The sequence below is a fragment of the Magnetococcus sp. PR-3 genome (genome assembly GCF_036689865.1).
Lineage (GTDB): Bacteria > Pseudomonadota > Magnetococcia > Magnetococcales > Magnetococcaceae > Magnetococcus.
This window is the reverse complement of record NZ_JBAHUQ010000031.1, coordinates 59629-80955: the sequence shown is the minus strand read 5'-3', so window position 1 is coordinate 80955 and position 21327 is coordinate 59629. Positions and strand designations below refer to the sequence as shown.

Genomic DNA, 21327 nt, shown 5'->3' with positions numbered 1-21327 from the left:
TAGATACTTGGTTGAGCAAGCACCACCTCTTTGCAAACCTTCTCCACCTATTTTTTAGGCATTTTCGTTTCGCAAAGAAGTTCTACTCGATAGGCAATCTAATGGTTCGAAGAGCTCAACCTCTATTTAGGTGGTCAGCATCACCGCCATGAAGCTCCCAACAGAACATTTGGAAGCTTCAACTTAATAATCAAGAGGATGATAGTGCTTTGCAGAACCAAACAGTTGGCGGTCTATCTCAGCAATGTGATGCTCCAGCCACTCCTGAAGATACTCCAACACATGCATGACTAACTCACGCTGATCCTCTTGACTTTGGGCCTGTTTCAACTCCTGCTCAAAACCGGCAGCTTTGTTTATAAAGGCAACATGCTCCTGCAGATGCATGGCATGATCGGGATAGCTCTCGCCGATCATTCGTCCCTCTTCATACTCAAAATGCATCTGTGCATACTCTTTGAACGACTCGACGACCAACTCACACTGCAACCCCCCAGAATCCAGCTGATTTGTCGTGATATTGATCAAAGAGAACAACACGGAATGTTGCACATCGATATCCAACTGCCCCAACCGATACTTCTCAGGCAGGTCAACTAGATTTGGCATTGATTATTCCCACTCAAAAAATTGTTGGAATGCAGCAATCTTTAACATTCGTTTCAGTTCATTACTCAGACCAACCAATTTTACGGAAATCTGAGGATTCGGAAGACTCTTTTTAAAAACCAACAGTAGACCAAGACTGGTGCTGTCCAACAGATCAATAGCTGACAGATCCACCTCTACCCTTCGTTGTGACGTAAACGACTTGGCCAACTTCTGCAACTGTTCAGAGTGGTGGAATGTTAAACCACCTTTAACGATGAGGCGTGCGATATCCCCCACAAACTGCACCTCGACATTATTCTCAAAGACCATACAAACGCTCCTCTCATCACATCCATACAAGCACGGCACTCAGAAGACCATCGCTCGCTTGATGCGACTACACCCCCCTATTGCAACTATAGCAGCCCACCGATGCGACTACACCCCCCTATTGCAACTATAGCAGCCCACCCCTTAAACCGGTCTCACTAATTAGAAACAAAATATGACAGAGAGATTAATAGACTATAATTTTCCCAAACGCTTCAACTCGTTGGCATAGGCTTTATCATGGGTCTGGATATGGTCGTAGAGCCAAGCACGTAGCGTGCCTGCAGTCTGAACATAGAGTTTTTCATTCAGATCGCCACGAAAATCCAACTTCAACCCGATAATCTGTTTGATCATAGCCCCATGTAGCTTTTTGTGAGAGTCAAGCTTGCTGTACCCCTCTCTCTCCAAAAACAGCTCTTCATGCTCAAAATGATATTTTGTATAAAGAAGCAGTTCATTGAGCGCCATATTGGCCCCATTAAGATCCTCCATGCGCAGCCCCACCAGCAACACATTGATCATCGCCAGCAGCTTTTTATGCTCTTCATCAACATCATCAATCCCGATGGCATACCGATCATGCCACTGCAATAAACGGGTTGATGAAGATATCGCTGCAGCCTGCCCCATATTTAGCACTCATTGTTCTAGTTATAATGACTCAATTTCGTCTATTACTTGTAGCACAAAACTTGGCAAAAAAATCAAAAAAAAAACGACTTACATATCAAACACTCAACTTTAATCCACGGTAAAACCTGCACAGGAACCACTGAGCTACATTGGTCGCATGACTTCCACACACCCTTGTGACAGGAGGTTCCATGCAACAAAAGAAACCTTCTATTTAAAAGCCAATATTATACATCAAACCTGCTCCTCCAACTCCTGCAGGCGGGCTGTGTGATCTTCCAGCATCCGTTTCAAGGCGTCACGGCTGACATTGCCGCTAAACCATTTCCCATCATCAAAGGTTAGCCTTACCCGCACCATGGCGGTATGGCGTCCTCGCTCATAACCGAACAGCAGCCCCATCAGCATACCCAGTGGACCGGCGGCCAACACCCCAAGCAGACCAAACCCTGCCCCTTGCAACACCCCGCGTGTGGGGGTCTCACGATCTCCCCGCTTTAAAATTTTAAAATCGCTCAGCTGCTCGATGCCGTAGCGACGCCCCATCCACGGCGCGGTTTTAAACTCATACCAGTCATACTGCAGCCACACACCATCGCCATGCACATCGGTAAACAGAACGGTCATTTCTCACCACAGCAGCAGGAGCCTCGCCCCCTGACCACTACCTTTCATTAAAAACCTTCACATACCTGGGAATGCATCGACCAGGGGTATCAACAAAACCTGGACGGTCCAACAGATCTCTTTCAAGCTTGCAAAAGATCCTCGCCATGAAAAAAACAAGACCACGACAGATTTACGCCTGAACCGATCTAACGAGTATGCTATTTTACACCTGTCCGGGCGAAACCGTAAGGGCAAGCTGCCCCCGCCGCCCCTTCAACCTTGATGAATGTGGATATTACCATCATGTTTTTTGATAAAATTCAGGAAAATGTCAGCCAGTACACCAGTGGCCGCAGCCTTAGTGACCGAATCTGGGCCATGCTGAGCTATATGGGTTTTCTCTGCCTGATCCCGCTGATCTTTTTCAAGGATCATGACTATGTGCAGTTTCACGCCCGTCAAGGGTTTGTGATCTTCTTTGTCTACATCCTTGGCTCATTTAGCACCGTGCTGCCCGGCATCGGCGCTTTGGTGCTGATGCTCTCCATCTGGGTCAGCGTGATGCTCTCCATCATGGGCATTATCTCGGTGATTCTGGGAAAATCCTGGCGTATCCCAGTGGTCTACAATCTGGCCTGTAAGATCTGATTGTTACCCAGCACACCATAAAAAAAAGATCCTGCCCCATGATCGGTGCAGGATCTTTTTTTTTTGCGTAGATGACGCTTTATCAATCCGCAGCAAGCTCCATCTCCACCTTTTCCAGAAACCCCTGGGTATCGCGATCTTCAGGCCGGATCTTGGCGGCAATCTGCCACGCCCGCTGGGCATCAGCAAAACGCTCTAACTTAGCAAAGGCCAACCCCAGGTAGAAGTGCAGATTAAAACGGCTGTCGTGCTTAAGGGCTGCAGGTACCATTACTTTGGCGGCATCCTCATAACGGCTCTGGAACAGCAATGCCTTGCCCAGCAGAGTCGCCAACGCGGGATCTTCCGGCTGTTTCTGGAAGGGGATAGACAACACCCGCGCCGCCTCTTCCATACGCCCTTTCTTCAACAGCGCAAAGCCCAGATTCAGGGCCAGCTCGCCATCCCGATCGCCACCCTTGTGCCACACATGGCCCAAAGCGTCGATAGCTTCATCATAGGCGCGACGTTTGACGGCATCCAGCCCATAGGATCGGGCCTGGGGATGAACCTTCTCGGTGGTCTGGGAATCAGCCATCGTCTGGAGTGCTGCCGCTGCTGGCATAACAGGGATAGACGGTTCGTTTTGAAGATCAACCCGCTCCACAAAACCCAACAGCCGTTCCAGACGGTCGATCACCCGATCCACAGCCTGGTCCGCCTGATCCAGCATACCCGGCTCATGGCCGTGGTGGGATTGATCGCCCATAGCGGTCGCATCCCATTGGGGGTGGTTGTCATCGTTAGGGGGATTAAAAGCCATGGTAGGAGTGGATCTCTCCATCATGGCTGGGTCCAACTTTTGCTCCAACATGGTACTTCTCCTGGTGGATAATCGTTCGCCACCCACGAGGCATGCATGTTAAGGACCAACAGCTACACCAACAGTGCAAGCGCTCAACCAGCCCCACAACGCCCTAGGCTCTACTCAGAAAAAGGAGAAACGCTTTTTTTTGCAGTAATAGTAGCCACCCAGCGCGCCAACGCCCAACAGCAACCAGGGATTGACCGCCCCCAAGGAGAAGCCCAACACTTTGCCAGACAGCAGCGCCACCGGCATGGATTGCGCACCAGCCGCCGTGGTGGTAGCTGCGGCAGGCACCATGGCGGCCCCGGCTCCTTTGGCTGCGGCAACTTTGGCCACAGGAGCCGCCTGGGGGGCGGCAACAAACTCCACGGTACCCGGTGCTGGTGCTATAAAGGTTTCCCCGGCTTGCAGCTTGGCCATCATCTCATTAACTGGCATGGTAAACTCCCCTAAACATGAATGCCCAATCCACCCTGTGCCGCTGAGCATGAAACCCTGCATTAAACTTCTAAAAAGATACCCACAACCATGACGTGATATACGCAATGGTGTAAACACGATACACAGGGTTACACCTAAAAATCAAACGTCGCATCACATACGGATGCGGTTAATGCGTAAAAAAAAATGAGAAACAGTCTCAATAGTATCAAGCGCCTATCCAAAACATCCCTGCAAAAAAAAATGTTCAACCCGGCATACAAACGTGTATAGTGTGCCAGATGATCAATGGATCCATACAGCCTTTTAACGGTTGGTAGTATTAAGAATCCACGGCCTGCGATCGCGATCAAGAAGAACAACAACCTTCTGCACGCAGCGCAACCATCGCTTAAACAGATCAATATAATAAGGATTTGGGCATGATCACCGAGCCGACGATGTTGAAAATCGAAGGGGCTAAGCAGATGGCCAAGGTGGCCACAATGGCTGGCAACACCTACACCGTTGTACCCAGTAGCACCGGTGCTATGGGGGTGACCAAGTGGATCACTCTAACCCCGGTCAACACCGGCACCTCCGCCCCCATCACCTTGAAGATCGAAGGGGCTCGTCAGATGGCCGCGGCCAACAATCTGGCCGGTAAAAATGTTTTTATCGACCCCTCCCCCACTCTGGTGGCAGGTAAGACCAGCAAATTTCTGGTGATGACACCGGTTAAAAACGCCACAGCCGTCAGTGCCACCCAGATGACCGATCCGGCCACCCTGGTTCAGGTGGAGGGCAAGCGTCAAGCGATGCAGGTCTCCAAATATATCGGCAAAAAGGTCACCATTGTACCAGCGCCCAACATGGTCAACGCCAACAACGGCATGATCTATTTCAACCCTGCTGGCAGTCAGACATCGGTTGGTCTGAAAATTCAGGATGCCAATGCCATGGACTTGGGCGGCATGAGCGGCAAGAGCTACACCATTACCAAGGCCCCCATGGCCACCGGCAACACCGCAGGCAACTGGCTGCTGTTTAAGCCCAGCGGCGAAGCGGCATCTGTTACCGTGGCGGGTACCGATCAGGTTCCTCCTGCTCCTGAAATGACCATGCCCAAGATGCAGACTGTGGCCATGCAGGCCCCCCTTGATCCCGCAACGGCCACGGCAGCAACCGGCACGGCGGTTTCCGGCACCATCTGGAACGGTGGCGGCATGAGTCTGGGTCTGGGTCTGGGGCTGGGTGCTGCAGGTCCGGTTTTGTTGGGTGCAGCGCTGGTGGGGTCCGGCTACGGCAGCTGGCTGGCCTACAAAAAGTATAAAGAGAAGCAAGCGGAAGCCGAGGCGGCTGAGGCTGCGCTGGAAGGTGAACTGGCCGCCGATGAAGGTGCCGTGGCTGAAGAGGCCGAGGTTGTTGAGGCCGTGGCAGCCGAAGAGCCTGTCGCGGCTGAGGCCGAAGTGGTGGAGGACGCCCCTGAGGAGCCCGAAGCTGCTGAAGCAGCAGCCCCAGCTTAACCAGCTCTGTTTACTAGGTTTTAAAAGGGCCATACTTATGCATGGCCCTTTTTTAGTGGGCAAGCCAAATGTCCATCCTTTTGCCCTTTTTATCCTCGATTGGGAACCAATGCTTTTTATCCCTCTCAGAGTAGCGTATTCTTAAGCGTTGATTTGGGGTACAGCCCCAACTCTAGGGCCTATCCTCAATTACATGCCGACCTCTGGTTAACCACGGATCTGTTTTACGTATGAAAGTTGCTGAATGGATCATGGCTGTAGCGATTGTCTTCAGCTTGGCTTTTTTCCTGCTCTCCGTGGTGCGGGATGATCCGTGGGAAGATCACGCCTATGATCAGGCCCCGCCGGTTGCCGCAGGCATGCCCGCTCCCCACCGGGATGGACGGGAGAAGATGGTCTGTTCCAGCTGTCATGAGATCATCAAGAAAAAGGGTGGTAAGTTGGCAGGCGGGGGCACGCCCCCCATCGCCCGTGGCGCGCCAGCCCCAGCCACCCATAATGATGGCCGCGACAAACGGGTCTGCTCAAGCTGCCACCAGTTTGCCAAAACGGCTGGAACATCAGCCCAGAACGGGGTTCCCCCCATCGCCCGTGGTGAACCGGCCCCAGCCAACCATAAGGGTGGCCGTGATAAACGGGTCTGCTCCAGTTGCCATGCGGTTCTGGAGCCCAGCCAGCTACAGATGCTGCAGCAGGGCCGCAAACAGGCCACCCCGCCCATCCGCCAGGGCCAGCCTGCACCGGCCACCCACAACGATGGGCGCAGCAAACGGGTCTGCACCAGTTGCCATATCTTAACCCCGGCCAACGGGGCAGCAGGTAAGATGGCCAAGCCCAATCCAGGGGGAGCACAAGCGCTAACTGTCGCCTGGAACGGCCCCCTGCCCCCCCTGCCCCAATCTACGGATACTGCTTTTATGGATCCCGAGTGGCACGAGCGTTTCAGGCCACTGCGTTTTCAGGGCAAAGTGCTGCGGGTGGTGGACAAGACCCCACGTTCAGGGCGGGAGAATCTGCATATTCTGGTGCATGACAACATCAACACCCCCCAGTGGATCAATGTAGCCCCCAGCTGGTTTCTGCGTGAGGAGGGGTGCATGCCCATGCCCGGCACCTTTGTGAAAGGTACAGCCTATAAAGAGATGGGGGTCGCCCCTGGCAGTCTACGCTATGCCGGAACCCTCTCTGTGAACGGTGAGTTCTGTATGATTCGTAACAACCACCTGGTGGGTGCCTGGATCTGGGCCGACGGTGAAGAAATGGATGAGGAGTAGCCCATGATCTCCCTCCCCCATCGTTTCCGTACTGAACACACCCTCTATCTGCTGTCGGTGATGAGCACCCTGGCCATCGCTCTGGCGGTGGGTATGCAGCCTCTGTTTCTGGATGAGGTACTAAAGATCCCCTTTGAAAAAGCGGGCACCATCAACGCCCACCTGACGGTGGTCACCGAGATGATCAGCCTGTTTATCGTCGCCTATACCGGTTTCCGCTATGGCCGTAGTGGCCGGGCACAGCTGATCTTTTTTGGGTTTTTATTCATTTTGGTCGGCTCTCTGCTGGCCCCCTGGAGTGGCCGTCTGCAACTGGCCATGGGGGTGGGGGGATTGGCCTTTTACTATCTCATGCGCACCCTGATATCCATCGGCACCAACACCGTGCAGCTGGAGACCACCACCTGGATGGGAGATGTCTCGGTACATGATCACAAACCTAAGCTAATGCTGGGGGTGATCATGATGATGGTGCTGGGCTCCACCATTCTCTACAGCATCATTATGCAGATGCCCCATGACACCGGCACCGTCAATGTGGTGCTGGGGCTGCCAGTTTTGATCGGTCTGACCGGAGCGCTCCTGACCCGCTACAATCTACGACGCAGCAGCGGGCCGGGCACCGAGTTGAAAGAGCGCCCCTATGACCGCATCTGGGAGCTGGTGACAGGGGATTCGCGCATGCAGCTCTGCTTTGCTGCCTCCTTCTACACCCGTGCGGACATGATTGTGGTGAGCCTGTTTCTCTCCCTGTGGCTCAATTCCATGGCTGATGTGGTGGGGGAGACGCGCCTCTATGCCACCGCCCATGCCGCTGCCTTGATGGGGGTGGTGGGGATCTCTACCCTGCTCTCCATTCCAGTATGGGTCCGCTTTATGGAACGTCACAGCCGGGTTGCAGCACTGGGTGCAGCTCTGGCGCTGTCAGGGCTGGGCTTTGTCATGTTGGCCTTGGTCGTCAACCCCTTCCAGTGGATTGTACTGCTCCCCCTGGTCATCATCGGCATGGGTAGTGGGGGGGCACTCATCGCCCCCAAGGTACTGGCCAACGATCTGGCCCCCAAGGATATTCTGGGACCGCTGCAGGGGCTGTTTTTTCTCACTGGTGGTATCGGACTGGTGCTGCTGGTGCAGAGTGGTGGTTACTATTTTGACGCGGTGGGACCAAGCTCTCCCTTTGTGCTCATGGGCACCGGCAACCTGCTGTTCATGCTCTATGCGGTGTGGTTGATCCGCAATGGCTTCGATGAGAGTGCTGAGCATGAGATACAGACCAAAAAACGTAAGCGCCAACTTGATCTGAAACCGATGATCTTTATGGCCTCCCTGCTGCCACTGATCTGGCTGGTGGGGCGGGTGCTGATGAGTGGCTATGTGCCGGGTAACTCGGTGGGACAGATGCCGGTGGGGTTCATCAACCGCTATTTGGGGGATTGGGCCTTTAACTTTCTGCTCTTCTCCCTGGCCATACGCCCCATCTATGAGATCACGGGGGTGAAAAAACTGGCCCAGTATTCACGCATGATCGGTCTCTATGCCTTTTTCTACGCCCTACTGCATGTATTGACTTATGTATGGCTAGAGTGGGTATTTAACTGGCATGAAATTCTGGATGATGTGGCCAAACGCTCCTTTGTACTGCTGGGCGTGGTGGCCTTTTTGATGATGGTGCTACTGTCGGCCACATCCCACAACCAGATCATCCGCAAGATGGGAGGCAAGCAGTGGAAGAAGCTGCACAAGCTGACCTATGCGGTGAATATTTTGGTGGCACTGCACTTTATCTTTGCCGCCACCCATGAGAATGGCGAGGCCTATGCCTACGCCTCCCTGGTGGCGGTGCTGCTGGGGTATCGTCTGCATCAGGCGTGGCAACGTCGCCAAGGCACCTCAGACCTGCAACGTACACGTCATAAGGTGTTGCCCTCCTGATCTGTTACGCCTCCATCATCCCTCCCTCCTTGATGGGCAGGGTGAAGGCGACGGTCACCCCATGTTCCAGATCAGAGCTGGTGACAATCTTCCCCCCCTGCTGTTCCACAATGCGTTTGCAAAGCGCCAACCCCACCCCTACACCGCTGCCAGGTTCATCCCTCTGCAAGGCTAAAAACAGCTCCAGAAGACGTTTCTGACACCCTTTATCCCACTCGCTGTGGCGCTCATGAAAGAGGAAACGGCAGATGCGTTGGGGCTCTTCCATCTCAATGGTGGCAGAGAGACGAAACTCCGGTGCATACCCCTCCATCGCTGCTAGGGTGCTTTCGATGAGATGGTAGAACAGATGGTGTACCTCTTCAGGATCGGCCCATACCATGGGCAGGGGGCCGATGTCTAACACCGCCTTATGTTCGGCAAGGTTCTTGGTCAACACCTGCATCACCTCTTTGATGATGATATTGCAGTTCACATGGCGCTTTTGGCAGCGCTTCTGCCCCACCTGACTGAACACCAGCAAGTCTCTCAATAACTCCCGCTGCTCAGAAATGTTGTCCAACATGGCATGCAGATGCTCCTGATCCGCCCAATCCTGACGCTGCTGCAGATGTTCTGTAAGGATTTTGGAATGCTTGTGCATCGCCTCTACGGGCTCCTGCAGCTGCTTGGCGATGGTCTTGGCGTAGTGATCCAGCGCCTCGTTGGACTGTTGCAGGGACTCCTGCAGGCGCTTCTGCTCGGTGATGTTGTTGCAGACCAGAATGGTGGTTTCACCATAGCTGGAACTAACCAGCGGCGTGACCGAATACTCAATCCACCGATCCCCATTCATTATCTCTTTGCCCAGCAGTTCGGTGACGGTGCGTTGGGCGGTGCACAGGGGGCAGTTATCTGGCTCCAGATGGGCGGGGTGGAACTCCTTATGGCTGTCCCGTCCTACCAGTTCGCCCCGCAGGCGTCCGCGCTCGTCATGGGCCACCCGGTTGGCGTTAAGAATCCGTCCCTTGGGGTTGACCAGCACGGTAGCGATGGGGATGGCATCAAAACTCCCATGGGCACGGGAGAGACACTTAAAGGGGCGGGTTAACATGGTGTCAATCATGGCGATAAACAGCAGCCAGAACGAAACCAGTTTAAACAGGTGCCCTACCCGATTGAACACCCCATAGAGATCCTGATAGATGGTAAAGGCGAGTTCCGCCATCATGGTGGCCAGAATAGCCAGCATGGTGAAGTGCAGGATATGGGCATCCATCAAGTGTCGTTTGCTATGCAGATGGAGAATGGCCAGCAACAGGATCAGGATGATCTGATACTCCATCATCACCTTGAACAGGGTCAGCCCCTCTCCCGCCACAAAGGCATCGGGGAACAGCCCCTGACTGATGGCAAAGAACAGTGCGGCTGACAGCCCTCCAAACAGCAAGAAGGTACGTTTTAAAAAGATGGTTTTACTGATGAAGTAGGGTGCGGCCAGCAGTATCACCGCTTCAAGCAAACGGGTTACCACCCACAACTGGGTGGCCATGTTGCCATGATCATGGGCTGTGGGCATGCCTTTATAGAGCAGTGTATGGGCAAAATCCAGCCCCCCCACCCAGAAATAGCCAATCCCCAGAAACAGCATGAAGCTGTTGCCGGAAAAGGGGTAGGTCTGCAACACGATGATGAACAGCCCCACCGCCACCCCAACGGCAAACAGCTCCACAAACATATGAAATACAAGATAATGATCTATGGAGATATAGAAGAGCAGCAGACAGATGAGCAGAATAAGCGCCAGCCGCTTGCGAAACTGCCAGATCAGCTCCACCATGGTGGTGGTACGATCAACACCAAGATATCTGAATAGTCTGGACATGGCCCCCCCTACTACAGATGAGACAACATCTATAGCATACACATTTACACCCTGGGCTGCATGCCAATCGGTGCATCTTTTGCAAGAAATCCTTACAGACAATTGCAGCGTTGCATCCTGACCTCAGCCCTGTTATTGTCTATAAGATGTTGATATTTCGCATAATTGAGCACGATAACCATTCCCATTTATCGCCATACCACGGGGCGGGAGGCCACTGATATGCCAACGACTGAGCTAATTGGACAGGGACAACTCTCCAAATTGACTGGTAAGCAGTTTACGGTACAGGATCTGGGGGCGGGCAAAGTGAAGCTGACGCCACTGGATGCCACCGACCCGATTATTCTTAAGGGGAAGGTCATGCTCAACGGTGCTGAGTTTCAGGGGCTGCCCCCTGGTGCCAATCCCATTGTGGAGATTGAGGGTGCGGGCACCGCCACCACCATGGCTGGCGGCAAGAGCACTACGTTGAAATCTTTTGAGGCCAACGGCACCTTGATGGAGGGCACCAACAACGGTGTCACTCTAACCGGGGGCGAGGCCAAGATTACCACCGCCCCCAAGGCGGTGGCCAAAGCGGCCACACCCAAGGCGGCCGGTTTGGCCAAAGCCCAAACGGTGGCCATGACCAAACCGGCGGCCACCACCACCGGGACGGCTGCCACCACCAAGGTGGCCACCGGAGCGGCTGCGGCCACCCAAGCGGCCACAGGGGGTAGCATCTGGACGGGCAGCGGCTGGGGGCTGGGTTTAGGACTAGGCCTTGGGGTCTGGGGTACGATAGCTCTGGGTGGTGTGGTTACGGCTGCGGTGGGCATCGGCGTCTACAACTATATGAAACGCGATAAGGCCGAAGATGAGGCGGATCTGGAGACCGGACCTGAAGAAGCCGAAGCCTCAGCAGCCCAGGAAGAGGCGCAGCCCAATCCTGCTTAAAGCCCCGACTGCCCAGCATAGATGGATACAAAGAGGGCCTCCCTTGCATAAGGAAGGCCCTCTTTTCTGCCCCGATTTCACCCAATGCTTACCCACGCTTTCACAGCATGTTACAGGCGTGATGCTACCCTATTTCGGTTTCTTGACCTCTCTGGATTAAAATCGCTTTATGCCTGTTGACTCATCCCATCAAAAACCGGTTAATCCGGAGCGACGGCGTCTTTTGATCAAGGCCCTCAAAGTAATCGGCATCTCTGCTTTGATCGGTTTGGCCTTCAAATTTGTGTTTGCCCGTTTTCTTGCCTTCACCCGTTTCCGTCCCAAGCGCCCCCAACTGTAATCCTGCCTATTTATAGAAGACGATGGCACGATCCTTACTCAGATGCAGGGCATCAATGGCTTCCATGGCCTGCACGGCGCCGGGTCGTTTGGCATAGGGTCCTGCCACGGCACAGTAGAGCATGCCACCATTGGAACGCTTGAGTCTGCGCATGTAAACACTCAGCCCTTCCCTCGACCCCTTACGCAGGATCTTAAGAGGGAAGGATTTGCTGGAAAAGCAGCCCATAGATACATGGTAACCGCTGCTCTGCTCAGGAGGATCAAAACCTACCGCACCACCATTACCAGGGTAGCGGCTCGTTTTTTTATCGGCCTCCCCCTTGTTGCTCAACAGACTCTTAACCTTCTGGATGACGTTTTTTTTCTCCGGCTTCTTAACAGAAACCAGCTCTTTAACGCTAATTTCACGAGGTTGGCTGGGAGCCCACTGGGGATCCTTCTGTTGATATTTGGTACGCCACAGCATCACGCTCTCTGACTGCTGATAGAGACGAAGGATCAAACCATCCATATAACGCACCACCATAGCCACATCGTTGCCGATGCGTTTGGTAGAGGGCTTCTCCTTGGCCAGGGAACTCCACCAATGGAACTGCAATTTGGGCTCGCCACTGAAAATACGCTGCCCCATCTGCTCGGCACTCTCCCTTAGCTTGGCGGCAGAATCGCCCATATTCAGATAGTCCAGAACCCCGGCGACACCTATAACAAAACGGGCATGCTTGAGGCTATGGTGCCCCAGCGAGGTTCCCACCATAGCGCTCATCTTTTCCAAGATGGCCATGCTCTCCTTAACCAGCCCCTTACTGAGGTAGAGTGCGTGACGGGCGGCCATCACCTCCACACGGGTTTGCCAAGCTCTTTTCCCTTTAATCTTAGACAGTTCACCATGGGCGCGGTCAATCCACTTGATCGCCTTATCACTTTGACGGCGTTCGCCATTTAGCACGGCAAACAGGCGATAGACCTGGACCCGCTCATCCATGCTCACATCGTTGGATTTTTTGGCGAAGGTCAGCCACTGTTCCAGCAGCAACTCCGCATCACCATAGCGGCGTCGTTTTAACATCACCTCGGCACGCAAACGCACAGTATCGAGAAACTCAGGAGCTTTGGTTCCCAGCAGCTTTTCAAAGTTGGGAATCAATACCAACAGCAGTTGATCGGCGCGGGCCAGTTTGCCCTTTTTATTGGCTAACTCACGGGCCAGCCCCAGACGGGCGAGGTAGAGGTAGAGTTCCGCCTCCTTGATCTGACGACGCGTAAGCACCTTTTTCGAGCGATTAACCTGCAATACACTGTTCAGGGCACCGGAGACCCGTTCATAACGCCCCTTGGCATAGTCCACTTTACCCATGAGAATGCGCATCTTCAGCGTACGATAATGATTAGGCCCATTGAGACGATTGAGAATATCTAACCCCTGCTGGATCAACGGCTCAGCCTGATTTTTCATCTCAGCATCCATATAGAGCTGAATCAGAGTCTGCAGGGCATGTAGATAGGCCTCGGAGCGGGTACTGCTACCTAGAGCCACTTGATTGAGCCGTGACCAGGATTGGCGAATCTGTAGATCCAGGGTCTGTTGCAGTTTCTCCTCACCCCCCCCGCTCTCCTTGGCATTGGTCGCCGCCTCAGCCAGAGGCAGCCACAGCATGAGCAGCAGGATAAAAGGCAGGCGGGCGGCGCTGATGGACATGGGTTTCACGCGCTCTCCAACTGTGCTTGACGCATACGATTAAGCTGCCAGCAGAGGTGGGTTGCCTCTTCCCGGGAGATCAAGTGGGCAGCCATGGCATCAAGAATCCGTCCCACGGTTTTATCGTAGTCGCGAATATCGCGAAAGGCGCTGAGGTCCAGCTTCATGCCATCGCGCCCGGCCACTGCTACGGTCATGGTATCACGGCTTTCAACCTGGGGCTCTTCGGGGGGCAGGATCTCCTGGACCAGTTCGCTCTCTGAGACCTTTTGAACAGGCTCTGGCGTATCCTGTTCATCCAACTCAACAAAAGCGATCTGATCAAAAATATTCTTCTGTTTATGATCCAGCAGTGCCTGCCCCGCCTTTTCCACCCACACTTCATGGCGGTTTTGATAACGGATTTTACGTGGCTTATTTTGGGATGCCACGCGGTAGACCGAGGATCGACGTATGGTGGGTTGAGACATGGTTATCCCCGGCGTCCTTGACGGTTAAAGTGGCTCTGTAGATTTTGCGCAAAGGGTTGCTCACCGGCACCAGCGCCCGTTTCCTGGGCCAGCACAGGGGCGCGTCCATCGACTTGGGGCGCGGGCTGGGCTGGTGGTGGTGGTGGTGGCGCGCTTTGAAAAAATTGCGCCATCTGATCAAATGCACGCTCCACACCGGAGAGTCCCGCCTGTTGCAACAGTCCATGGGCATCGGCATCGGCCAAGGCTACAGCCATATCCATAAACTGCTGACGCAGGGTGGGACTGTTCAGGCATCCGGGTTGGCTCATGCTCTGAATCAAGTTATTCATTCCGTGGATCAACGCCTGTCCCTGGGCATGCCCGGAGAGGGTCTGCAGACGTGCGGCCACCCCGTTGAGCATCTCCACCATAGCCAGCTCTTCCGCCCCCAACTGCGACTGCCCGGCAGCGGCCTGGGCTGTGGGTTCTGGCTGAGATCCTGGTTGCCCGGCAGGAGGCCTATGGAGCGGCTGCTGCTGGACGGGGTGCGCGGCCTGCTGGGGGGCTGCGGCCTGCTGGGGGGCTGCGGCCTGCTGGGGGGCTGCGGCCTGCTGGGGGGCCGCGGGTTGATCGGGTCTGGGTTCGCGCACCATCTTTTTGGAATCTACCGGGTTACTCCACTGGGCGCGGGAGGAGCGTCGAACCGCCAAGTTCTGCTGGGCCACCTGAGGAAACAGATCCTCACTGGGGGGGGCTTCCTGCTGAGGGGGGTGGGAGACCGGCACCATTCCAGAGGCCGCTGGGGCCGCTGGGGCTGCTCTGGGGGGGGCTGGTTCCGGCTGGGGCGCGGGTGGCGGAGGCTTGGCAGCGGGGGCTGGGGATTTACGGATAACCGGCTGTTCCGCTGAAGGGGCCTGCTGCAGATCCAGACTTTCGGTGATAGCTGAACAGATACGGCTGACAACCAGCTTTTGGCAGCTGTCTAACACATTCAGAACGCCGCTGACATCCACAGGAATGGCACGGACCTGAGCGATTTCGTCATAGGTACGGGTCAGTTCTCTGCTCACGTTCTGAAACCACGCCCCACCCTCCTGCTCCACCCAGCGGGTGAGGGCTTCATTAAGCTGGGCTTTCTCTTCAGATTTGTATTCTTGTTGCATGGGAACACCCTATTCCGACAGCAGGTTTTTCACCCTGGATCCACAGATCCAACCTCTTAAAATGCTTTGCTTCTGACACAGTAGAGCAAGCACATTAGGGGCCAAAGAATAATCATAGCCTAGCGCTAGCCCCTATTGGAGAAATTGAAATGGGAGAAGGCTCCCTGCATCACCAACAGGCTGTAGCGGGAGAGGTCACCGGTAATGTTCAACACCAACTGACCGCCATCCACCCGTACGATCTGACAGGGAAAACCGCGCTCATTGGAATGTTCCATGAGGAAAAAAGCGCCGGTTTCGCCGCTGTGAATGCCATCTAGGGGATCTTTCATCATCACCCGTACACCGGTGACACTGATATCTTCGGTCAAACCCCGGTAGATCCAGCCATTTTCATTCACAAACTCCACCTTGGAGGCGTGCTGCACCCGCTCGCCCCGACGCCGGGTCTTGGACAGTTCAACCACCAAGGGCGGCGGTTCCGCTGGTGGCACCTGGGCACCGGGCAGGGCGGGACTGGCCACTGAGGTCCGCACCTGGGGCATGGCCATGGTGTCGGACGGTGTAGGCTGGACACGCTGTGCCGGCTGCTGCTGAGGCCAGCGGTTTTCCGCATAGCGGGAGCGCCGCACCACCGGTGCTGCTGGCTCAGGGGGCGGCTGTTGTGGTGCCAGGGGGGCTGGAATCACCTCGGCTGGGGGCTGGGGGCTGGGATAGTGACCAGTAGGCAACTGCCCAGGCGACAGCGGTGCAAACCCCTGTTGCGACGGGGCCTGCTGCGATGGCACATGCTGCGTCGGAATCGGCTGAACCGGGGCCTGCTGCGATGGCACATGCTGCGTCGGAATCGGCTGAACCGGGGCCTGCTGCGATGGCACGTGCTGCGTCGGAATCGGGGCCTGCTGCGATGACTGACCGGGATGCTGAGGCGCTGCATCTATCCCCTGGCCGGTGGTAGCAAAGGGCTCCAGTTGACCATGCTGCCCGGCAAATGGCTGCGGGTCGCTCATGGGTTGAGGCTCCCCCCAGTCGTTAAGGGGGGGATGCTCCACAGTTTCCCCAGCGACTGGGGCTTCATCTGGAAAGAGATCGTCGGGAATCAAATAATTGGGGTTGTTGAACACCTCATCCAGCGAGGATGGATCGCCCCCATCAATGCGCATCTCTACCTCTTTCATATGGTCGTGGATCTGCTGCAGACTGGTCAGAGACGCCTCAGTGGGCACCTGACCGCCGTCAACCAACTCTTCGGCTGTATCGAGCATAAGCTGCATCTCATGCTTGACCCGCTCAATAAGATTGGTCGCCTGCTGATGCCCAGTCATGGGTTGACCATAGCTGCGCATGCGCACCCGCATGGTCAGATGAGAGAAACGCTGTTCACTCTCGCGAATATCTTGAATAAGCCCCTTCTGCCGGGTCACCCGTTGACCAATCAGCTCAATACTCTCCTGGGCCTCCTTGATCTGCCCGGTCAAAAACTCAAACTTATCCAGGATGGGAAAGGAGTCCTCGGAGACGTCATACATCAGCTTAATAATGCCCTCATCGGGCTGATCCAACCAGGGATCCTCAATGGAGAGTTTTTCAGCGCGGGAGTGAAAGCCCAGCAGCCGCATCGCCTCCACCTCAAGATCATGAAGCATAGGGCGGAAGTAGTTAATCAGAGCCCGGTAGGGTAGAACCCAATCCTCCTGACTCTGTTCAATCTGGTTCTGTAACGGCAGCAAGGTGGTGGCATGGAATACTGGCAACTCCATCACCACCCGCTCGGCCAGGGGCACCGTATGGCTGACCGCCTCGTTAATCTTACGGGAGTCCACCAGGTTCTGTTCCAGATCCTTCAGCCACACCGTGTAGTCCATGGAGAACTGCTCAATGGGGGGGGCAAAATTACTCAAGAACAGGCTGCGCCACAGGCAGCGCAGTTGACGCAAAATTGCCTGGATGAGCTGCCAGAGGCTACTGGGACGGTTGCCCACACCAGCCCCGGCGATGCTGTTCCCCTCCTCATCGGTGGTCTGCTGCAGCTTGGCCAGGGTGGACTCCAAACGTCTGAAATCCCCATCAGTCTCACGGCGCAGTAGAACGCGCCAATTGGGACCTTGGCACTCCTGGGGCCCCTCCACCGCCTGTTTGGCCTCCAGGGCAAACTGCTCCTGATTCTGGGAGATACCAGTTCTGGCAATCTTCTCCAGATGGGCAAAGCCCTGTTTGGGTACCCCCTGTCCTAAAGAGATCCCAGGATAGAAGGCCAGAAAAAGATTCTGGGCCATCGTCTTATCCCCAGCTTGAGTCTTCTGAGCATAGTAGAACCAGGCGTTGAGAATGTTGACATGGGGGTGGCGTGCGGTGTGAAACAGCCCCACAAACCAGAGCCTAAGGGCAGTAAAAACATGCCGTTTCCGCTCAGGACGTAGCTGAGGCTGTTCCCGCATGGCGTGTTTAAACAGTCCATAGCGGATGATGATACTGGAGGCGGTGGGCAACCAGTTGAGGATGGCACCCACCTGCCCCCCCTGGTAGAACAGCACAAGTCTGCCAATGAGATCTTTCTCCCACTGATCCAGCCGCTCTTTCCTCTGATTAAGCTGAAGCTTATCCCTGCGCCCGAGGTAGGCACTGAAATTCATAAAGAACATCAGGTCCGCCATATCGATGCTGATGGCAAAATAGAGAATCGCCGTCAGGATCAAGCCCCCCATGGCGATGCCATATTTCTCGGTCAGGAACCCTTTAAGCTCTGCCAGGGATTTATGGGTGGCCACCGGAATGGAGCCGGATTTCAACGCTTCAATGGAGGTGATCTCCGGCACATCCACATTGACCGCCACATTGTAGGTGGTGTTGATGGCCTTACCATACTTATCTACCAACTGTAGCAACGCCACCCGCTCTGCCATGAGCAGGTTCAGATCTGAAGCCACCTCGTCATAGACGGTCTTGTTCTCCTCCACCAGCTTGATGATCTCCGCCACCCGCTGGTTGACCTTGTAGTGTTCTAGCGCCAAAATGCGCTGCAGCTCAATAGGGGTGTACTGATCCAGGGTCATCAACGCCTTAAGGGCGGCCAGCTTCTGTGTAACCTGACGCTCTGTATGGATAAAATGATCCCGATAGAGCGCCAACAGATCCTTGATGCGCTGATCCACCGGCTGGGTCATATCCACGCCGGACTCCAGCAAAATCTGGTTGACCTGCCGCCCAGCGGTGGAGTTACGGAACACTGTGGGGATATCGTTTACCCCTTCGGAGAAGCCCCCAAAGACGATGAAATGCTTGGCCCAGTAGCGCGGCCCTTTCCGGGGGTCCCGGCTGGAGGCAACCCCGGAGATTTCATCTTCAGGAATTCGATGAAAGGTATCGATGGCCGCCGCTGCGGTCTGCTCCAGAGAGCGCAGCAGACCATTGAGGGATTGCGGGTTGTCCGGGTTGGCCAATGCCCGCTGCCCCAACGCCAATTCCACCCGCTGCTGAATCTGCTCCGCCTGTTTGGCCAGATCCCCATGTTTAGAGAGCAGGGTAACAATGCCGTCATAGTTGGTAAAGATGGAGACAAAGGTAAGAAAAAAGGCCAGCACAAACCAACGGGGATTGCGGCGCATGGTCAAAAAGATGCCTTTAAACACCTTGCCGGTTTCGGCCATCCCCATAAAGATACGGTTTTTATAATCAAGAATGGCCGATGACAGCAGCACCCCGCTGCCCCAGGAGACCATAGCCCGTGGGATCTCCCCCTCCTGTCCGGCAAACAGGCTACCGAACAGCTCCTCCACCATGGACATCTGCAGAAGTTCGTTAACGCCGCGAGAGGTGGTAAAGGTGGAGAAGATAAACAGCGCCATGGCCAGCAAGGTTTTACTGGTGATGATCATACGGCGGACGGAGTGCCACAACTTGCGCCACAGCGGTTCCGGGGTTAACCCCTTGCTCCAGATCTGTTTAAAACTGCGCACCACCGGCATCTCGAAATCCGGGGCGCCCTCACTGCTGACCAGAAGTTGCTGAAAGTTATTCTGCAGGGCCTGTAGATGCAGGCGATAGATCAGCTTAGCCAGATCATAGAAGGGGTTGTCTGCCAACGCATCTTCATCGTTCTGACGTACCGCATTTTCAAAGTTGTGGTAGGCTTGGGCAAAGGGTCCGGCGTCGTGGCGGTCGCTACTGTGGTTGGCCCACTCCTGCAGAAGATGGTGACGCAGGGCGCGGATGGTGTCGGTGAGATCCTTCAGCAGTTGCGGAGAGACCATCTGAAAAAACGCCTCGCTCTCTTCATCACTGAGACGCTCATAGCCACTGGTGGTGGTGAGAAGGCGAATGGGGGCATCAACTTCTGTCACACCGTCGAAAAGGCGTACCACCAGCTGACCATACTGGCCTAAAATGGTCAGTTTCTTTTGGTTCGGCTCACTCAAAACGCAATCCTAACAGCCCTTCTGATCACAACATGCCGCGTAACGAAAGATTGGCACCTTTGGGATCAGAAGCCCGTTTAAGACCGCTGAAACCTAGATGCACTCCAGACTCTCCACCTCATGATAAAGCCCATAGGTGGCCAAAAAGGGGAACTCCATCTGGCGATTGCCCACCCGCACCACAAACAGGCCCCGATAGCTGCTCTGTTTCCAGTGAATTCGATAGTGGGTGCGCTGCTTCTGCACCGCCACAAACCGCAACTGCACACGCCGATGGATCTGGGTACCCGACAATCCACCGATCCGCTGAGACATCATGTGGTTGGCTTTGGTTTCCAGAAAAGTCAACAGCTTACTATGACTGCCCATGCTGGAATCCTTGCCTGCTGAGATCTCCAGCTTGATATCCGCAGTACGGGAAAAATCGTGTTCGCTTATGATATTGTGGTTGCCATGCCGGTTATCCAGGATCACATCTTCACTGGCCAGAGTGACAACCTGCTCGTCGATGAGCACCTCATCGAGGATCTCAATATCCAAAGGGTTGGGTTTAACCAACCTTTTGAGCAAACCCTCTCTTTTTCCATCGTTTTTTTTGGTACCACGGTTGGCCAGAAAGTAGGCCAGCCCCACCCCTACACTTGTGCTGATACCCAACGGTACAAGAAACAACATGGTTTTACTCCTTCTCTATGATTTGTCCAGTATATCAGATCACTATCAGAGTAACAGTCTGATTCCTGACGACAGATCGGACAGGAGCCTGCCATGCTCTGTTTCAGGGCTTGGGCTGGGGTGCCTCCGCAGCCATGGCCAGGGTCTGCTGCATCACAAAACGCAGCTCCACCCGCCGCCCTTCAGCCCGCACTTCATGGTTGGCTGCCATACCCGCCACCTTGAACAGCCCATGGCCCTGGGAACCGCGCAGACCGTTGAGCAGGGGGTCAGATTTGATCATGGAGTTAAACAGGGAGAAGCCCCGTTTCATGGCCACATTCCAGTTCCCCTTAAAGCGTGGCTTACCCACGGCTGATTGGGGAGAGTGGCCCTCCACATAGACCCCTTCCAGCAGCACCTTGCCCGGTTCCCCTGAACAGCTTAAGCCCGGTGCATCGATGGTAAAGCAGGGCAGTACCGATTTGAGTACCGTCACCACCTGCCCCAACTCCGTCAACTTATCCTTGCCCAGTGCGACCCGGCCTGCGGGAAACTGGAACAGATCGGGCAGAAAGATGCCCGCCGCCTGTTCATCCACCTGATGGGCGATGCCCGCCGCTTCCAGACCCTGACTGATGCGGCTTAGCAGATCCTGAAGGGCCAGACGGCTGGGATCTCCATGAAAGACATGCTCAACCTTGATGATGGGTTCCGGTGGCTCGGGACAGACCGCCTCTTTAACCACCACCACCGGCTCCGCCGGTTTTGCTGGCTGGGCCGGCTGCGGCTGCACCATCACCTTGGCCACCCCTGGCTGCTCCAGATCCAACAGCAGGAACAGGAATATGGCACCCACCAGCAACAGGGCCAGCAGCTCTACCATAATAAAGAGAAATCCCTTCTCATAGCCTCTCATGGCACCACCCTCTTCGCAGCCCAGTTGCTCTGCTCAGCCACTCTCCTGGCCATCATCCTTGGTATCC

Annotated in this window: 19 protein-coding genes; 6 read left to right on the top strand and 13 right to left on the bottom strand. The window is 54.9% G+C overall.

Annotated elements, in window-relative coordinates; all coding sequences use genetic code 11:
• Window positions 1–183: 183 nt before the first annotated feature.
• The 4 genes from V5T57_RS16080 to V5T57_RS16065 all read right to left on the bottom strand — a co-directional run bounded on the left by V5T57_RS16080 (window position 184) and on the right by V5T57_RS16065 (window position 2184).
• The gene (locus tag V5T57_RS16080) at window positions 184–609 is read right to left on the bottom strand and encodes a hemerythrin domain-containing protein (protein ID WP_332892269.1); all 426 of its coding nucleotides are present in this window, start codon (window positions 607–609) and stop codon (window positions 184–186) included.
• 3 nt (window positions 610–612) lie between these two features.
• On the bottom strand, window positions 613–921 hold the full coding sequence (locus V5T57_RS16075; protein ID WP_332892268.1) for an STAS domain-containing protein: 309 nt from the start codon (window positions 919–921) through the stop codon (window positions 613–615).
• 195 nt (window positions 922–1116) lie between these two features.
• Window positions 1117–1554: a bacteriohemerythrin gene (locus V5T57_RS16070; RefSeq protein WP_332892267.1), complete on the bottom strand. Its 438-nt coding sequence runs from the start codon at window positions 1552–1554 to the stop codon at window positions 1117–1119.
• Between the two features lie 237 nt (window positions 1555–1791).
• On the bottom strand, window positions 1792–2184 hold the full coding sequence (locus V5T57_RS16065; protein ID WP_332892266.1) for a hypothetical protein: 393 nt from the start codon (window positions 2182–2184) through the stop codon (window positions 1792–1794).
• 285 nt (window positions 2185–2469) lie between these two features.
• Here V5T57_RS16065 and V5T57_RS16060 point away from each other — a divergent pair, with 285 nt between their 5' ends.
• Entirely contained in the window at window positions 2470–2814 is a 345-nt protein-coding gene (locus V5T57_RS16060) for a magnetosome magnetite crystal formation protein family (protein WP_332892265.1), read from the top strand.
• An 82-nt stretch (window positions 2815–2896) separates the two neighbouring features.
• Here the strand turns inward: V5T57_RS16060 and V5T57_RS16055 are convergent, their stop codons facing one another.
• Both V5T57_RS16055 and V5T57_RS16050 read right to left on the bottom strand, forming a co-directional pair.
• Window positions 2897–3667, bottom strand: coding sequence for a tetratricopeptide repeat protein (locus V5T57_RS16055; RefSeq protein ID WP_332892264.1), 771 nt, complete (start codon window positions 3665–3667; stop codon window positions 2897–2899).
• 114 nt (window positions 3668–3781) lie between these two features.
• Window positions 3782–4099 (bottom strand): hypothetical protein, encoded by a 318-nt coding sequence (locus V5T57_RS16050; RefSeq protein ID WP_332892263.1) that lies wholly within the window; start codon window positions 4097–4099, stop codon window positions 3782–3784.
• A gap of 425 nt (window positions 4100–4524) precedes the next feature.
• On the opposite strand from V5T57_RS16050, the gene mamD reads away from it, so the two are divergent.
• The 3 genes from mamD to mamZ all read left to right on the top strand — a co-directional run bounded on the left by mamD (window position 4525) and on the right by mamZ (window position 8813).
• Window positions 4525–5607: a magnetosome protein MamD gene (gene mamD / locus V5T57_RS16045; protein ID WP_332892262.1), complete on the top strand. Its 1083-nt coding sequence runs from the start codon at window positions 4525–4527 to the stop codon at window positions 5605–5607.
• Window positions 5608–5837: 230 nt separating this feature from the next.
• A complete protein-coding gene (locus tag V5T57_RS16040; protein ID WP_332892261.1) occupies window positions 5838–6881 on the top strand; it encodes a magnetochrome domain-containing protein in 1044 nt (347 codons plus the stop codon).
• A 3-nt stretch (window positions 6882–6884) separates the two neighbouring features.
• Window positions 6885–8813, top strand: a complete 1929-nt coding sequence (gene mamZ, locus V5T57_RS16035) for a magnetosome biogenesis transporter MamZ (RefSeq protein WP_332892260.1) — start codon at window positions 6885–6887, stop codon at window positions 8811–8813.
• 4 nt (window positions 8814–8817) lie between these two features.
• On the opposite strand, the gene V5T57_RS16030 is transcribed toward mamZ, so the two are convergent.
• A complete protein-coding gene (locus tag V5T57_RS16030; RefSeq protein WP_332892259.1) occupies window positions 8818–10677 on the bottom strand; it encodes an MASE3 domain-containing protein in 1860 nt (619 codons plus the stop codon).
• Between the two features lie 222 nt (window positions 10678–10899).
• Between V5T57_RS16030 and V5T57_RS16025 the strand changes: the two genes are divergently transcribed.
• Both V5T57_RS16025 and V5T57_RS16020 read left to right on the top strand, forming a co-directional pair.
• The gene (locus V5T57_RS16025) at window positions 10900–11616 is read left to right on the top strand and encodes a hypothetical protein (protein ID WP_332892258.1); all 717 of its coding nucleotides are present in this window, start codon (window positions 10900–10902) and stop codon (window positions 11614–11616) included.
• Window positions 11617–11785: 169 nt separating this feature from the next.
• Window positions 11786–11956, top strand: coding sequence for a hypothetical protein (locus V5T57_RS16020; RefSeq protein WP_332892257.1), 171 nt, complete (start codon window positions 11786–11788; stop codon window positions 11954–11956).
• Between the two features lie 6 nt (window positions 11957–11962).
• Here the strand turns inward: V5T57_RS16020 and V5T57_RS16015 are convergent, their stop codons facing one another.
• The 6 genes from V5T57_RS16015 to V5T57_RS15990 all read right to left on the bottom strand — a co-directional run bounded on the left by V5T57_RS16015 (window position 11963) and on the right by V5T57_RS15990 (window position 21260).
• The gene (locus V5T57_RS16015; RefSeq protein WP_332892256.1) at window positions 11963–13666 is read right to left on the bottom strand and encodes a tetratricopeptide repeat protein; all 1704 of its coding nucleotides are present in this window, start codon (window positions 13664–13666) and stop codon (window positions 11963–11965) included.
• Window positions 13663–14127 carry a hypothetical protein gene (locus V5T57_RS16010; protein WP_332892255.1) on the bottom strand — a complete coding sequence of 155 codons (465 nt, stop codon included), beginning with the start codon at window positions 14125–14127 and terminating at the stop codon, window positions 13663–13665. The genes V5T57_RS16015 and V5T57_RS16010 overlap by 4 nt, the downstream gene beginning before the upstream one ends.
• A 2-nt stretch (window positions 14128–14129) precedes the next feature.
• Window positions 14130–15272, bottom strand: a complete 1143-nt coding sequence (locus V5T57_RS16005) for a hypothetical protein (RefSeq protein WP_332892254.1) — start codon at window positions 15270–15272, stop codon at window positions 14130–14132.
• A gap of 125 nt (window positions 15273–15397) precedes the next feature.
• The gene (locus V5T57_RS16000) at window positions 15398–19687 is read right to left on the bottom strand and encodes a PilZ domain-containing protein (protein ID WP_332892253.1); all 4290 of its coding nucleotides are present in this window, start codon (window positions 19685–19687) and stop codon (window positions 15398–15400) included.
• 93 nt (window positions 19688–19780) lie between these two features.
• Window positions 19781–20362 carry a hypothetical protein gene (locus tag V5T57_RS15995; protein WP_332892252.1) on the bottom strand — a complete coding sequence of 194 codons (582 nt, stop codon included), beginning with the start codon at window positions 20360–20362 and terminating at the stop codon, window positions 19781–19783.
• A gap of 103 nt (window positions 20363–20465) precedes the next feature.
• The gene (locus V5T57_RS15990; protein WP_332892251.1) at window positions 20466–21260 is read right to left on the bottom strand and encodes a hypothetical protein; all 795 of its coding nucleotides are present in this window, start codon (window positions 21258–21260) and stop codon (window positions 20466–20468) included.
• Window positions 21261–21327 lie beyond the last annotated feature (67 nt).

Excerpts from the sequence above, each read along its gene's own strand:
- mamZ (WP_332892260.1), top strand. The coding sequence starts at position 6,885 with ATGATCTCCCTCCCCCATCGTTTCCGTACTGAACACACCCTCTATCTG.
- V5T57_RS16050 (WP_332892263.1), bottom strand. The coding sequence starts at position 4,099 with ATGCCAGTTAATGAGATGATGGCCAAGCTGCAAGCCGGGGAAACCTTT.
- V5T57_RS16020 (WP_332892257.1), top strand. The coding sequence starts at position 11,786 with ATGCCTGTTGACTCATCCCATCAAAAACCGGTTAATCCGGAGCGACGG.
- V5T57_RS16065 (WP_332892266.1), bottom strand. The coding sequence starts at position 2,184 with ATGACCGTTCTGTTTACCGATGTGCATGGCGATGGTGTGTGGCTGCAG.
- V5T57_RS16060 (WP_332892265.1), top strand. The coding sequence starts at position 2,470 with ATGTTTTTTGATAAAATTCAGGAAAATGTCAGCCAGTACACCAGTGGC.
- V5T57_RS16005 (WP_332892254.1), bottom strand. The coding sequence starts at position 15,272 with ATGCAACAAGAATACAAATCTGAAGAGAAAGCCCAGCTTAATGAAGCC.
- V5T57_RS15995 (WP_332892252.1), bottom strand. The coding sequence starts at position 20,362 with ATGTTGTTTCTTGTACCGTTGGGTATCAGCACAAGTGTAGGGGTGGGG.
- mamD (WP_332892262.1), top strand. The coding sequence starts at position 4,525 with ATGATCACCGAGCCGACGATGTTGAAAATCGAAGGGGCTAAGCAGATG.
- V5T57_RS15990 (WP_332892251.1), bottom strand. The coding sequence starts at position 21,260 with ATGAGAGGCTATGAGAAGGGATTTCTCTTTATTATGGTAGAGCTGCTG.
- V5T57_RS16070 (WP_332892267.1), bottom strand. The coding sequence starts at position 1,554 with ATGGGGCAGGCTGCAGCGATATCTTCATCAACCCGTTTATTGCAGTGG.
- V5T57_RS16030 (WP_332892259.1), bottom strand. The coding sequence starts at position 10,677 with ATGTCCAGACTATTCAGATATCTTGGTGTTGATCGTACCACCACCATG.
- V5T57_RS16055 (WP_332892264.1), bottom strand. The coding sequence starts at position 3,667 with ATGTTGGAGCAAAAGTTGGACCCAGCCATGATGGAGAGATCCACTCCT.
- V5T57_RS16080 (WP_332892269.1), bottom strand. The coding sequence starts at position 609 with ATGCCAAATCTAGTTGACCTGCCTGAGAAGTATCGGTTGGGGCAGTTG.
- V5T57_RS16010 (WP_332892255.1), bottom strand. The coding sequence starts at position 14,127 with ATGTCTCAACCCACCATACGTCGATCCTCGGTCTACCGCGTGGCATCC.
- V5T57_RS16025 (WP_332892258.1), top strand. The coding sequence starts at position 10,900 with ATGCCAACGACTGAGCTAATTGGACAGGGACAACTCTCCAAATTGACT.
- V5T57_RS16040 (WP_332892261.1), top strand. The coding sequence starts at position 5,838 with ATGAAAGTTGCTGAATGGATCATGGCTGTAGCGATTGTCTTCAGCTTG.
- V5T57_RS16075 (WP_332892268.1), bottom strand. The coding sequence starts at position 921 with ATGGTCTTTGAGAATAATGTCGAGGTGCAGTTTGTGGGGGATATCGCA.